The organism is Vreelandella sp. H-I2, assembly GCF_052959335.1.
On record NZ_JBRAMC010000006.1, the window covers coordinates 145,287 to 159,699 of the forward strand.

At 56.6% G+C, this 14,413-nt stretch carries 10 protein-coding genes and 1 CRISPR repeat array; of the genes, 7 read left to right on the plus strand and 3 right to left on the minus strand.

The genetic code is table 11. The annotated features are described in order from the left end of the window. Positions 1-2 precede the first annotated feature (2 nt). The 4 genes from cas5e to cas2e are packed head-to-tail and all read left to right on the plus strand — an operon-like array spanning position 3 to position 2,668. Entirely contained in the window at positions 3-755 is a 753-nt protein-coding gene (cas5e, locus tag ACUVOF_RS15855) for a type I-E CRISPR-associated protein Cas5/CasD (RefSeq protein WP_447045260.1), read from the plus strand. After that, on the plus strand, positions 755-1,444 hold the full coding sequence (gene cas6e, locus ACUVOF_RS15860; RefSeq protein ID WP_447045261.1) for a type I-E CRISPR-associated protein Cas6/Cse3/CasE: 690 nt from the start codon (positions 755-757) through the stop codon (positions 1,442-1,444). Before cas5e ends, cas6e begins: the two co-directional genes overlap by 1 nt. Positions 1,445-1,453: 9 nt before the next feature. Continuing rightward, complete coding sequence (cas1e, locus tag ACUVOF_RS15865; protein WP_447045262.1) at positions 1,454-2,374, plus strand: type I-E CRISPR-associated endonuclease Cas1e; 921 nt, start codon at positions 1,454-1,456, stop codon at positions 2,372-2,374. Continuing rightward, positions 2,375-2,668 (plus strand): type I-E CRISPR-associated endoribonuclease Cas2e, encoded by a 294-nt coding sequence (gene cas2e, locus ACUVOF_RS15870; RefSeq protein ID WP_447045263.1) that lies wholly within the window; start codon positions 2,375-2,377, stop codon positions 2,666-2,668. 110 nt (positions 2,669-2,778) lie between these two features. Further along, positions 2,779-8,175: direct repeats of the CRISPR family, unit length 29 nt; unit sequence CCGATCCCCGCACGAGCGGGGATGAACCG. A 142-nt stretch (positions 8,176-8,317) separates the two neighbouring features. Here the strand turns inward: cas2e and ACUVOF_RS15875 are convergent. Continuing rightward, complete coding sequence (locus ACUVOF_RS15875; RefSeq protein WP_447045264.1) at positions 8,318-8,623, minus strand: hypothetical protein; 306 nt, start codon at positions 8,621-8,623, stop codon at positions 8,318-8,320. Between the two features lie 71 nt (positions 8,624-8,694). Next, entirely contained in the window at positions 8,695-9,699 is a 1,005-nt protein-coding gene (locus tag ACUVOF_RS15880; RefSeq protein ID WP_447045265.1) for an alpha/beta hydrolase, read from the minus strand. Positions 9,700-9,852: 153 nt separating this feature from the next. On the opposite strand from ACUVOF_RS15880, the gene ACUVOF_RS15885 reads away from it, so the two are divergent. After that, on the plus strand, positions 9,853-10,893 hold the full coding sequence (locus ACUVOF_RS15885; protein WP_447045266.1) for an acyltransferase family protein: 1,041 nt from the start codon (positions 9,853-9,855) through the stop codon (positions 10,891-10,893). Between the two features lie 76 nt (positions 10,894-10,969). On the opposite strand, the gene ACUVOF_RS15890 is transcribed toward ACUVOF_RS15885, so the two are convergent. Further along, on the minus strand, positions 10,970-11,593 hold the full coding sequence (locus ACUVOF_RS15890; protein ID WP_447045267.1) for a hypothetical protein: 624 nt from the start codon (positions 11,591-11,593) through the stop codon (positions 10,970-10,972). Between the two features lie 536 nt (positions 11,594-12,129). Here ACUVOF_RS15890 and glnA point away from each other — a divergent pair. Both glnA and ACUVOF_RS15900 read left to right on the plus strand, forming a co-directional pair. Further along, positions 12,130-13,536: a glutamate--ammonia ligase gene (gene glnA, locus ACUVOF_RS15895; protein ID WP_113269815.1), complete on the plus strand. Its 1,407-nt coding sequence runs from the start codon at positions 12,130-12,132 to the stop codon at positions 13,534-13,536. Positions 13,537-13,713: 177 nt separating this feature from the next. After that, on the plus strand, positions 13,714-14,262 hold the full coding sequence (locus ACUVOF_RS15900) for a DUF4124 domain-containing protein (RefSeq protein WP_447045268.1): 549 nt from the start codon (positions 13,714-13,716) through the stop codon (positions 14,260-14,262). Positions 14,263-14,413 lie beyond the last annotated feature (151 nt).

The window sequence follows — 14,413 nt, forward strand, 5'->3', positions numbered from 1 at the left end:
GCATGACTGACTATCTTATTTTTCGGCTCTATGCCCCGCTTGCCAGTTGGGGGGAAGCCGCCGTTGGTGAAACGCGTCCTACCGCTACTTATCCTGGCAAAGGGGCTGTTTTGGGGTTGCTTGGGGCTGCCCTAGGCATTCGCCGGGATGACGATGCAGGCCAAACGCAATTGCGTGAAAGCATTGCCATGGGCGTCAAACAGTCCACCCCCGGTATGCTGATGCGTGACTACCACACAGTGCAGATGCCTGCCGCACAGTCAAAAGTGAGCTATCACACCCGCAAAGAAGAGCTAAGCGGGCCACGCGATGCGCTAAAAACGATCCTTTCCAGCCGCGCCTATCGCTGCGATGGCCTATGGACAGTGGCCGTCTGGCTAACGCCAGCGGCGACTCTAACGCTTGCTGAGCTTGAGCAAGCGCTAAAAACGCCCTATTACCCACTTTATCTAGGGCGTAAATCTTGCCCGCCCGCTGCGCCGCTTGCACCCCAGCGGCGACAGTGCAGCACGCTTAAAGAAGCGCTTGATATAGCATTCCCTGCACTGGCGTTCCACGGTCGAGAAGACAAAACGGTACTTCGCTTTCCTGATGAAGCCTTATATGCCTGGGAGGGGGACGCCAGTAGGTTAGATGGCAATGATCAAACGGCAGAGTACAACGATGTGTGGGATTTGCCGCTAAATCGACGCCGCTGGCAGTTTGGCCCCCGGTTAGAGTTTCGTCGGGCCATAGCAGCAGAGGAGGCGCGCTAATGTATCTCTCACGCGTACGCGTTGACCTAAACGGGCTTTCTCGCGAAAAGCTGTTTGATGTAATGAACGCAGAAGCCTATACGGCCCATCAACTGTTATGGCAGCTATTCCCCGGCTACGAAGGGCCAAGGCCCTTTATTTTCCGACAAGAGCTGGAAGAAATCGAAGAAGGGAGAGGCCCAAAAGGGTTGCCGCTATTTTATCTTCTTTCAGACCGTGAACCCGCATCAGTGCCTGGCTTGTTGACCGTAGAGAGCAAACCCTACGCACCAGAGCTCAAAGTGGGTGAGAGACTGGCATTTCGCCTCCGCGCTAACCCCACCATGGCGATTCCCGTGCCAGGGCAACGTGGCCAGCGTGCCGATGTGTTGATGGCGGCCAAAAAGCCATTCCCGCCGGGGCAGCGCACCAGCCAAGCCTGTGTTGATGCAATGAATGGCAAGGCCCGTGAATGGCTTGAAAACCGTGCTGAAACATGGGGCTTTAGCTTGCCGGTGACGCCAGAGCTGGGTGCCTACCGCCAGCATGTGCTGAATAAAGGGAGCGGCAAGCCGGTTCAGTTCTCTACGGTGGATTACGAAGGCCTGCTTGAAGTTACCCATCCAGGAAAGCTGATCGAAACCATGGCCCACGGCATTGGGCGGGCCAAGGCATTTGGCGGTGGCTTGCTACTGCTGCGCCGACCTTAGGAGACCAACATGGGCTTTATTCCACTAAAGCCCATCCCCGAAAAAGACCGTATGTCGATGATCTTTATCGGGATGGGGCAGATAGATGTACGCGACGGTGCTTTCGTCGTTATTGATGAAGTTAATGGCGAGCGCATGCATATTCCGGTGGGTTCGGTGGCGTGTCTGTTGCTTGAACCGGGCACCCGAGTTTCTCATGCCGCTATTAAGCTTGCCGCTACGGTAGGCACGCTACTGATTTGGGTAGGGGATGCCGGAGTAAGGCTTTACAGCGCTGGCCAGCCGGGCGGCGCGCGGTCAGACAAACTGCTCTATCAGGCGCAGCTGGCGCTGGATGAAAAGCTGCGCCTTAAAGTAGTGCGAAAGATGTTTGAGCTGCGTTTTGGCGAGGAGCCGCCGTCCCGTCGCAGCATTGAGCAACTACGCGGTATGGAAGGCGCCAGAGTCCGTAAAACCTATCAACTGTTAGCCAAACAATATGGCGTTAAATGGAACGGGCGACGTTACGATCCCAAACAGTGGGAGGCTTCTGACGTTGCAAATCAGTGCTTGTCTGCTGCCACGGCTTGTCTCTATGGCATAACCGAAGCGGCTATTTTGGCGGCTGGCTACGCCCCAGCAATTGGCTATCTGCACACTGGCAAGCCGTTGAGCTTTGTGTACGATATTGCCGACATCGTGAAGTTTGAAACCGTGGTGCCCGCGGCTTTTAGAGTTGCGGCGCGTAATCCCCCCATGCCAGAAAGAGAAGTTCGTATCGCTTGCCGCGATGCGTTCAAACAATCCCGCATTCTCCAGCGCTTAATTCCCATGATCGAAGATGTGCTTGCCGCTGCCGATATACAGCCCCCACCGCCAGCACCCGATGCGGTGCCACCTGCGATACCAGAGCCACCTTCGGTTGGCGATGCCGGGCACAGGAGTGGATAAATGGCAATGCTCGTGGTAATTACAGAAGCCGTGCCACCGCGCCTACGTGGCAGGCTAGCAGTGTGGCTCTTGGAAATTAGAGCCGGTGTTTACGTTGGCGATGTAAGTAGGCGCATTCGCGAAATGATCTGGGAGCAGGTCGAGGCGCTAGCAGAAGACGGCAACGTGGCTATGGCCTGGGCCAGCAACCATGAATCCGGCTTTGAATTCCAAACCTATGGTGAAAACCGCCGGGAACCGGTCGACCACGACGGGTTACGTTTGGTGCGCTTTTTGCCGCCACAAGTTAAATAACTGATTTAACGGGATCTTTAATAATTTAATGTGATTAAAAAGTAAGCAAAATAGCTGGTGAATTTTTTATCTGCTATTTTCTTCTTGTAGATCAACTGTATACAACAAGTCCGATCCCCGCACGAGCGGGGATGAACCGACGGCGTTGAGATGCTAAAGTCCGGCGGCCTGCCGATCCCCGCACGAGCGGGGATGAACCGCTGGGTACGTTCTTTGCTATCCATTCGCCCAGCCGATCCCCGCACGAGCGGGGATGAACCGATTGGCTTTGATGTGGCATTCAAGCGCGGTTACCGATCCCCGCACGAGCGGGGATGAACCGACGCAGAACGCGTTGTCACTGAATTCAGGAAGCCGATCCCCGCACGAGCGGGGATGAACCGCAAGATGCAGAGGCTATTTAAACGCCTTTCCGCCGATCCCCGCACGAGCGGGGATGAACCGCTGGGGTGAGATCAGGGCGGATAGCTACCGACCCGATCCCCGCACGAGCGGGGATGAACCGATGTAAACATCCAGACGCATGGGTTACAAACGCCGATCCCCGCACGAGCGGGGATGAACCGGTATCCCGCCATGAACAAGAGAACACTTAGCGCCGATCCCCGCACGAGCGGGGATGAACCGGTGAGAGCTAATGGCCTGTGCCGCATGTGAGCCCGATCCCCGCACGAGCGGGGATGAACCGCTGGTTACAGAGAAATTGGCGACCACTCTTGACCGATCCCCGCACGAGCGGGGATGAACCGCGATATTCAGAAGAGCATCGAAACTGAATATTCCGATCCCCGCACGAGCGGGGATGAACCGCCACTTTCCTAGCGCTCTAAGTCCGCCGTCATCCGATCCCCGCACGAGCGGGGATGAACCGCATCCCCTATGCGCTGAGTGCGAGCGTAATGGCCGATCCCCGCACGAGCGGGGATGAACCGGGCTCTGTGGGACATGTCACAAGGAGAAGACGCCGATCCCCGCACGAGCGGGGATGAACCGCGTAGAACCAGTCATCCCAGTTAAGATACAGACCGATCCCCGCACGAGCGGGGATGAACCGCCTGTTGTTACTACGTCTGTACTTGCCGCCCTCCGATCCCCGCACGAGCGGGGATGAACCGTGGTGAACCAGCTTGCCGATAGGCATGGGCATCCGATCCCCGCACGAGCGGGGATGAACCGCTCGTGCCCGATAGGGTAGGTAAAGTAAAGGACCGATCCCCGCACGAGCGGGGATGAACCGGTTACGTCTTTGCCTCTGCCGCCTGCCAGCAGCCGATCCCCGCACGAGCGGGGATGAACCGATGGCGACCTCACACTGGTCAAGCGCGTTGGCCCGATCCCCGCACGAGCGGGGATGAACCGGCAACGGTGAGCAACCCTAAACCCTAAACCCTCCGATCCCCGCACGAGCGGGGATGAACCGGTAAATCAAATTGGTGCGGATGGGGAGACTCGCCGATCCCCGCACGAGCGGGGATGAACCGGCAAGAAGAAAGCCGCGGCACATAAAAGGACCCGATCCCCGCACGAGCGGGGATGAACCGTCATCAATGCGCAGGTGCTCGCGGGCCTCGTCCCGATCCCCGCACGAGCGGGGATGAACCGAGTAAGCAGCGATGGCAATACACCGCAGAGCCCCGATCCCCGCACGAGCGGGGATGAACCGTCAGGTGGTGTTCGCCGCTCGCTTGGCTGGATCCGATCCCCGCACGAGCGGGGATGAACCGTCGAAGGAATACACGGATCCAGCCAACTTCCCCCGATCCCCGCACGAGCGGGGATGAACCGCGATGCAGCGGGCCTACTCGGCCTTCGAGGTACCGATCCCCGCACGAGCGGGGATGAACCGGAATTGCTCAACGTGTCTTGCGTCGCGCAGGACCGATCCCCGCACGAGCGGGGATGAACCGCCTTGTGCAAGTAGCTCAACAATCTGGGTTTGCCGATCCCCGCACGAGCGGGGATGAACCGTTCTCATCGTGTTGGCTGCTGGCATTGCCATACCGATCCCCGCACGAGCGGGGATGAACCGTCCGCGACGAGAAATCTCCTCCTGCTGCTCTGCCGATCCCCGCACGAGCGGGGATGAACCGTCAGCCTGCATGCGTTCAATATGGTCGATATCCCGATCCCCGCACGAGCGGGGATGAACCGCCGGACTGCATTTCATGCTCCATGCGGGCTTCCCGATCCCCGCACGAGCGGGGATGAACCGCTCAATCCCCAGGGGCCGATGGATGTTCAGCCCCGATCCCCGCACGAGCGGGGATGAACCGTTGTTCTTCTGGCGCCACTCCTACTTCATTGCCCGATCCCCGCACGAGCGGGGATGAACCGTTGCCGCTATCAGCGGTATGGGCGGGTCGTGACCGATCCCCGCACGAGCGGGGATGAACCGCCCCTAAAAAGAAAGCCGGTGCCCTCGGTGATCCGATCCCCGCACGAGCGGGGATGAACCGCCCCTATTCGATAGCTTGGGCACTCATTCGCCCCGATCCCCGCACGAGCGGGGATGAACCGATGTTGCTTTGCTAGTTGTTGAGGGGAACGAACCGATCCCCGCACGAGCGGGGATGAACCGGCGAATTTTAGGCGTTGATTGTTGTCCATTCTCCGATCCCCGCACGAGCGGGGATGAACCGCTAAGGCAACTGGTTATGGCTCAAGTGCAAATCCGATCCCCGCACGAGCGGGGATGAACCGCGCCTGTGGTCTATCTGGTTGGGAAACTTGTACCGATCCCCGCACGAGCGGGGATGAACCGTCTTTGGACGGCAGGCGAACCACCATGCAGCGCCGATCCCCGCACGAGCGGGGATGAACCGATATGTTATGGCTGCTATAGTATCTACTGACACCGATCCCCGCACGAGCGGGGATGAACCGATTGGTAGTTATCACCAGATCACGAGATACATCCGATCCCCGCACGAGCGGGGATGAACCGTTGAAGAAGCAACACAAGAGAAAGATGATAATCCGATCCCCGCACGAGCGGGGATGAACCGATTCGTTACGTTGCCAGTTAACGTATGACCATCCGATCCCCGCACGAGCGGGGATGAACCGCCGAGGCCGCTATTGTGCGCTGGATATTCCAGCCGATCCCCGCACGAGCGGGGATGAACCGTCTCAGCATACATTACGATTCGCCATCTAGACCCGATCCCCGCACGAGCGGGGATGAACCGCTTACGCGGCGCTGGATGTATGAGGCGGTTATCCGATCCCCGCACGAGCGGGGATGAACCGCGACATTAGCAGCAAAGCCAGCCCGAGCAATCCCGATCCCCGCACGAGCGGGGATGAACCGGCAGATGTGCCGGACTTCACCATCTCCCAGGACCGATCCCCGCACGAGCGGGGATGAACCGTGGACGAGGAGAACAATGCATGAGGCCACCACCCGATCCCCGCACGAGCGGGGATGAACCGGTAGCCGAGACTCATGCAGAACCAGCCGCTCCCCGATCCCCGCACGAGCGGGGATGAACCGAATCTGGCTGCCCGATACCTCGCTGTTGTAGTCCGATCCCCGCACGAGCGGGGATGAACCGAATGCACTCAAGCAGTTAAGCCATGGCTAGCTCCGATCCCCGCACGAGCGGGGATGAACCGTTGCCTGGAGCGCGTTTACGATGGCCGCCACACCGATCCCCGCACGAGCGGGGATGAACCGATATCAGCAGAGTGCCATGCAAGTGTCCCAAACCGATCCCCGCACGAGCGGGGATGAACCGCTATGCGCGACACCGTGCAAGGCATGTCCGCACCGATCCCCGCACGAGCGGGGATGAACCGGAGTGGGCCGACGACCTAGCGGGCGCAGTACACCGATCCCCGCACGAGCGGGGATGAACCGGACATGCACCGTCCTGAGAATACGCGTCCAGGCCGATCCCCGCACGAGCGGGGATGAACCGTGACGGGGAAGGCCGGCACGGCTGAGGAGGCTCCGATCCCCGCACGAGCGGGGATGAACCGCGTATCGCCAGCGTGAAACACTGACCCGCGAACCGATCCCCGCACGAGCGGGGATGAACCGGCAAAGAGCACTTTTTAGGCTACTTTGAAGACCCGATCCCCGCACGAGCGGGGATGAACCGGTCAAGGCGCTCTCTCGCCTCGACGGTGAAAGCCGATCCCCGCACGAGCGGGGATGAACCGCAGAGTTCCCTGGTCTCGGCATGAACGGCGGCCCGATCCCCGCACGAGCGGGGATGAACCGGCGTAGGCTCATAGACTCAGCGCTACGCCATGCCCGATCCCCGCACGAGCGGGGATGAACCGCCAATGGCGTGGCTACCCTGGGAAGTGATGCACCGATCCCCGCACGAGCGGGGATGAACCGATCGCCGAATACAGACTCAGCTGCGGAAAGTTCCGATCCCCGCACGAGCGGGGATGAACCGAAAGCACAGAGCGTCCATCAAATTGGCTTTCCCCGATCCCCGCACGAGCGGGGATGAACCGTCGGATGGCTTGTATCCACCTCGTTTTGAATGCCGATCCCCGCACGAGCGGGGATGAACCGTTGAGCAAGAAAGCATCGTTCGCCGCCTGGAGCCGATCCCCGCACGAGCGGGGATGAACCGCCAATGGCGTGGCTACGCTGGGAGGCGATGCACCGATCCCCGCACGAGCGGGGATGAACCGAACAGGGATTCATCGACCAGTTTGGGAAATTCCCGATCCCCGCACGAGCGGGGATGAACCGCAGCCGCTAATGTGAGCGACATCGAGGTAGTCCCGATCCCCGCACGAGCGGGGATGAACCGCGCAGTGCTATTTCTGCCGCTTCTTGTGGACTCCGATCCCCGCACGAGCGGGGATGAACCGCGTTTTCAAGGGTAATCTGTACTGCAGTTGTCCCGATCCCCGCACGAGCGGGGATGAACCGGCGGGTCTACGCGCCTATCAACGCAAATGGGACCGATCCCCGCACGAGCGGGGATGAACCGACCTAGCCCACTATCTCCGCCAATTTTGAGAGCCGATCCCCGCACGAGCGGGGATGAACCGGCGGCATCTTATGGGCGGGGTGACTACCTAGCCCGATCCCCGCACGAGCGGGGATGAACCGGTTGTATAATCAAACTAGCATTATGTTTTGAGCCGATCCCCGCACGAGCGGGGATGAACCGACGTTTTCCTGCGGGTAGCCCAGCAGCTGCGCCCGATCCCCGCACGAGCGGGGATGAACCGTCATCAAGCGCTTGCTCGGCTTGTAGTGGACTCCGATCCCCGCACGAGCGGGGATGAACCGCCAAGAAGTGACCATGCAAACGCTGGCACTCGCCGATCCCCGCACGAGCGGGGATGAACCGGCACCATCGTCGCTAGAGTTCTGGCCCGATAGCCGATCCCCGCACGCGCGGGGATGAACCGCTAGCCGAACTCGCCGCCCGCAAGAGCACCGACCGATCCCCGCACGCGCGGGGATGAACCGTACGTTGACTGCAGGCTGGTGAGGTTTTCGATCCGATCCCCGCACAGGCGGGGATGAACCGTGCCGGGTTATGTTCATGGACCTCTGCGACCACAGCTCCCCGCGTTCGCGGGGCTTAACATGTTAACTGCCGCCCAGGCAGCTCACAGAACAGCCACCGCGTTGGGTGGCTGTGTCAGCTTAATTGGCTAAAACGCTAGGTTTTAATTTTCTTTGGGCGGTGTTTCCATCGCCCGTTTATCGTCGGGTACCCTGACGATATGGCCAACTTCCAGTTTGTTATGGCTTTGGTGACGCTTGCCATGGGAGTCGATGATCGCGGCGACTTCGCCAATGCTGACAGCGTCGTCTTCCCGGTACGCTTCAACTTTGACCCGTACCATGGCGCCTTGGTAGCGGGCGGAAATAATGTCGCCGGGGTCGGGTTGGCCGTTGTGATCAGGGTGTTTTTTAAAGTAGTCAATAACGCTGGCGCTACCGGGTTCATCCCATTCAACATGTTGATGCATCGTTGTCTTCCTTGTCGTGTTAGGTGTTGCTGGTGTTACTTTAGTGTAGTGCGTTCAACAGTGTAGTGCCTTCAACCGCTTACTTCCTCAATGCTCTCGGTGCTTTCTTCCGCAGGGGGGGCTGCCCTGGCTTGCTCGTCTTCTACCGCTACGCTATCTGTCTGCCCCACGTACTGGAAGAGAAAATTGAGCGCTGCCGGCAGGCTGGCGCGCCAAACTTGCCAGGTGTGGCCGCCGGGGTAAAGGTCGAGCCGCACGTCGTTGGGCTGAATGCGCTCCATGGCTTGGCGCAGTAAGCGGGCGTGAAGCTCTGCGTCGTAGACATCGCTGCGCCCTGCGCTGATATACAGCGGTACGGGGGAAAGATCGCCCTCATCTTCGATACCGCGGGGGGTTACCTTCAAGCGGTACTCTTCGAGATAGGCGGTGTAGTTAAGCGTTTCCCACAACGTTTGATCAAATTGCCCCTGGTCATTGCGAAACGCCGGGTGGCGCCAGGCAGAGGAGTTGCGTGGTGGCAGGGGAACGTAGCTGGCGGGGCTTAACGCGGCTACCGCAGCAAACAGCTCCGGCCGTTCCAGGGCAAAATTGATCGCGCCGTAGCCACCGGCGGAAAGCCCTGCTATTCCTCGCATTTGGCGTTCTTGACCCACGCGGTAGGTCGCTTCCACATGCGGCATTAGGTCGTTAAAAAACGCGCTACGGGCGGGTTCGTTGTGGCCATCCACCCACCAGCTACGGCTACCGGGCATAATGAACACGGCCGGTGGGATATGCCCGGCGCGAATAAGCCTGTCTGCCACCTGCTGCAAGTTGCCACGGGCTACCCAGTCGCGGTCAGTGCCAAAAGAACCGTGCAGCATATAAACGATCGGATAGGCGGCTGTCGCTTGGGCGTCATAATTGTCGGGTAAATAAACGCTATAAGGGTAGTCGTAGCCTAGCGTAGACGAATAAAAATGATGGTGCTCAACCTCGCTGGCTAAACTATGGCCACTGAAGGTTAGCCACCCAATCAATGTAGTGAATAGGGCGTTTAACCGGTATGAGGAGAGGGATGGCTTATGGATAAACACGTTTCCTCCGGGGAATTAAAACGCTCCAATGAGATCGGACAGCATGGCGACAAGACTTATTCATCATAGCCATTCAGGACAGTTAAGCGGTTTAGATGTTCATAATAAACCCTAATAATAGCAACGTAAGGCTCGCTGGCGGCGGGAGGGCTGATGCGGAAAGTTGAGGAGATCTATTGGTTACGTGCGTACGGCTGTATAGCCGTTTTTCTGTTTCACTTATTAGATCACGTCAATCAACGTCTCGATAATGTAGCTACCGATTTAATGCGCCTACCGCTGGTGCTAGGTACGCCGATCTTCCTGTTTATCTCGGTTTTTGTGTTCGCTATCCGTTACGCTAAGTCCGTGCCGGCAGGGTTTCTTGCCCAGCGCGTGAAGTATGTGATGGTGCCTTACTTTGTATATGGCTTTATTTATTCGACTGCTGAATGGTTAAGACGACAGAAATCCGACGAGCCGGTAGGATTCTTGGCCAATGCAATTGAATATTACGTATACGCGGGGTGGCATGGTTATTTCTTGATCATTGCCATGCAGTTTTACGTCGCTTATTGGTTATTTACGCGCTGGCAGCTATGGCGCTTGAATCCTGTGCCGTGGCTGTGGGCCGCCTGTGTCATTAGCATGGCGTATTGGGGGCTTGCTTACTGGTTTAACGTTGACTGGCCAGGCTATCTGTTGTGGATCGCGCCGCTAGGGTGGCTCTATGTATTTTTCCTGGCGTTGGTGCTGGTGCAACACTACCCGCTAGCCTCTGAGAGCGTGCTAGTGGAGCAGCCGACCTGGATGCAGCAGATGGCGCGCCCGGCGTGGCTGGCACTTTTCGTGGCGCTGATTATTGCAGCTACCTTTGCGGGTTGGCTGGAATTCTCATCCAAAGAGGTATGGGTAATCCCTTTCTTTGTGCTGTTTACGCTCTGTGCCATGCGTTATCTGGCCGGGCGGCCTGCGCCTTTGTGGGTTCGCCACATTAACGTTTATTCGTTTGGTATTTACTTGGCACACCCTATGTTCTTTGTGCTTACCGATCTGGTTGTTGAGCCCTTGTCGCTGCCTATTGGGGTGTATGCGCTGGTGCTTATCGTGGTAGGCGGTGTGGGATCCGTTGCCCTTAATAAGCTAGCCAATATCACTACGTTTGGTTCCATGCTATTCGGCAAGCAGTTGAAGGTAAGTTATTCAAATAGCTAGATAAGATAGTCATTGAGCGACTAGTAGAAGAAGGCAAATAAAGAGAGTAATAAGATTCATCAGGATAAAGCGAGCATTACGACCATGGTGTGAAAGCGGGTTCAGGGGCTTTTGGCAACAAGGAGGTGTCTGGCTCGTCCGCCTGGCTAAGCAAGTGGCCACTGTAAGTTTTAAAGCGGGTGGGGCAGGCATGTAAGCGTTGCAAAAAGTCCTCTATTGCACTGTCTTCATCCAGCTCAGGGTCGAACCCACCTAAACGTTCAAACCACGCACGCCTCACGGCAATATAGGGTGGCATTATCAGTGCGCTTGCCAATAAACGCCTCAATAACCGCTCTGATAGCGATGGCTGGGTAAGGCTAACGATTAACGCATCAAGGGTGTAGGTATTTAATTGCGGGTAGAGTGCGTCCCATAGACTGGCAGGCAGCGGTTTTCTTTGCAATGCAATGATTAGCCACGCCGCTTGGCTTGTAAATGCGGCTTTATTGAGGCGAGCCCCCAGTGGTTGCGCAGGGGTGATCAGGCAGTGAGTGTGATAACGCTGCCCGATAGAGGTTAGACGCGCATTCGCTTGAGTGCCCGTCACCAAAATGGGCAACAAGTGGTCGGCGACACCGGATTCACGTATGGATTGTAAATGGCGTGGTAACTGCGCACCCGTTACCATTGCATCAACAATAAAGCAGACCGACCTCATTATTTGCCGACTCCGATTGTGAGCAAATCTCTCAAATTGTAATTTATTGTAGTATCTGCTTCATTTGAGTAGCAAGTAAAAAAGCTTGCGAGCCAAAAAAGGGTGCTCAGTATTTTTAATGCGCATTTTTGGGGCATTGGCGGTTATTTTTGTTCTATTTTGGTGCATTAAAGGTTGTTAAAGAGGTTTGTTAGCAGCTCTTTGGGCTCTATGCGTCATCAAGATGCATCAGAACCTATTTTTAAATGTTTAAAAAACAGTTGCTTACGGTTTTCCTATGCCATATTGGTGCACATTTGGCATGCTCTCTGCATTGTATTTTGTAGCGGCTAGCGGGTCGTAGGCATAAGCCTTGCGGCGTGCTAAAACGATAGCCGGTCTGAAATGCTCGCTGAACGGTTTTGTTTTTCAATGCAGGCAAACGTTGAGTGAACAAGAATGACAAACGTGCGGTTTAGCACGTATTTTGTCGAACAACACTTTTATCGGTAGCTTACTGTCGTTAGCTTTAAGCCACGCTCATACCGGAGGACACTATGTCAGCCAAGACTCTCGCGCTAATTGAAGAACATGATGTTAAATGGGTAGATCTGCGTTTCACCGACACGCGCGGTAAAGAGCAGCACGTGACTGTGCCTGCCCGTGATGTGAACGAAGAGTTTTTTGAGAATGGCCAAATGTTTGATGGCTCTTCTATTGAAGGCTGGAAGGGTATTAACGAATCAGACATGATTCTGAGCCCGGAAGACGGTACTGGTTACCTTGACCCCTTCACCGAAGATGCCACGCTCGTACTTCGCTGCGACATCATCGAGCCGGCTACTATGCAGGGCTACGATCGTGACCCGCGCTCTATTGCTAAGCGTGCAGAAGCTTACCTGCAGTCGACTGGCTTGGGCGACACCGCCTTCTTCGGTCCTGAACCTGAATTCTTTATCTTTGACGAAGTGCATTGGAAGTCTGACATTCAGGGTTCCATGTATAAAATTACGTCTGACGAAGGTGCTTGGGCGACCAGTAATCAAGTAGAAGGCGGCAACTTAGGCCACCGTCCGCGCGTTAAAGGCGGTTACTTCCCGGTTCCCCCGGTTGATAGCTTCCACGATATCCGTGGTGCGATGTGTAACACGCTGGAAGCCATTGGCCAGACGGTTGAGGTTCACCACCACGAAGTTGCCAACGCGGGTCAGAACGAAATCGGCGTTAAATTCAACACGTTGGTGAAGAAAGCTGACGAAGTTCAGGAAATGAAGTATGTGATCCACAACGTGGCGCATGCGTACGGCAAAACAGCCACTTTCATGCCGAAGCCGCTGGTGGGTGACAACGGTTCGGGTATGCACGTTCACCAGTCGTTCTGGAAAGATGGTCAAAACCAGTTCGCCGGTGACGAGTACGCGGGCTTGTCTGAAATGGCGCTTTTCTACATTGGCGGTATCATCAAGCACGCTCGTGCCCTGAACGCCTTTACTAACGCCTCTACCAACTCGTACAAGCGCCTGGTTCCAGGTTTTGAAGCGCCCGTTATGTTGGCTTACAGCGCGCGTAACCGCTCTGCTTCTATCCGTATTCCGTATACCGCTAGCCCGAAAGGCAAACGCGTTGAAACTCGTTTCCCTGACCCGACCGCTAACCCCTACCTGGCGTTTTCAGCCATGTTGATGGCCGGTATCGACGGTATTAAGAACAAGATCCATCCTGGCGATGCCATGGATAAAAACCTGTACGACCTGCCGCCAGAAGAAGGCAAGTCTGTACCGACAGTAGCGCATAGCTTGGATCAAGCCCTGGAAGCACTCGACGCTGACCGTGCATTCCTGACCGAGGGTGGCGTGTTCACCGACGAAATGATCGATGCCTACATCGACCTCAAGATGGAAGAAGTGGAGCGTATTCGTATGACCACGCACCCCATCGAGTTTGATATGTACTATAGCTGCTAAGTACAGCTGCTAAGTACAGCTGTTAAGTACAGCTGCTAATCAGCGTTACTCGCCACTGGCTGTTACTATCAGCTAAGTGGAGGTAACAATGATGGCTAATAAAACCCCGCTACGGCGACCCCGCTACGGCGGGGTTTTTTTGTTACTGGGGGCTGAGAAGTGTTGCAAGGGGAGGCTATGAGCAAGGTCAATGCAGTCGTGGTGAGCGGTGTGCTGATCACTTTTTTAGGCGTGGGGGGAATGGGTGGCACGGTGTTCGGGCAAACGGTTTACCGGGTCACCGATGAGCATGGCAACGTTACGTTTACCGATAACCCTGGCCGTGGCGGCGAGGCATTAGAACTGATGCCACTGCCTAGCCTACCGCCAGCATTAAAGTCAGCGATGTCCTCTGCCCGTGAAACCACGCCTGCTGCTACGCGCCCACGTGGCAAACCAGGGCAGCCCTTTATGCCCTATGACCACTTTTCTATTGCGCTGCCCCAGCAAGGCGCACACCTGACGGAGCGGAGCACCGCGGTGGAAGTGGCGATTGCGCCACCGCTACGTGAGGATCATCAAGTGCGGCTGTTAGTGAATGGAGAAATTAGCCAAACCGCGCTGCACAGTGATGTTTTCTGGTTAACGGGGCTACCTGCGGGTCAGCACGAACTTCAAGCAGAGTTACTGGATAGCAGCCAGCGGTTACAGCATCGCACCCCCGCGGTGTTGATTACGGTTCCTTAAAAGGACCATTAAAAGTCTTAGTGCACTAAAATAGTGCAACCGTGGGCGCATTTAACGTCACGATTGCGCTAAAACGATTCATCTATCCCCGCCGCTTTGCCCGCAAGCCGTGCAGCTAGGCATAAAAGAATAATTGGCGCGCTTTTTGCAG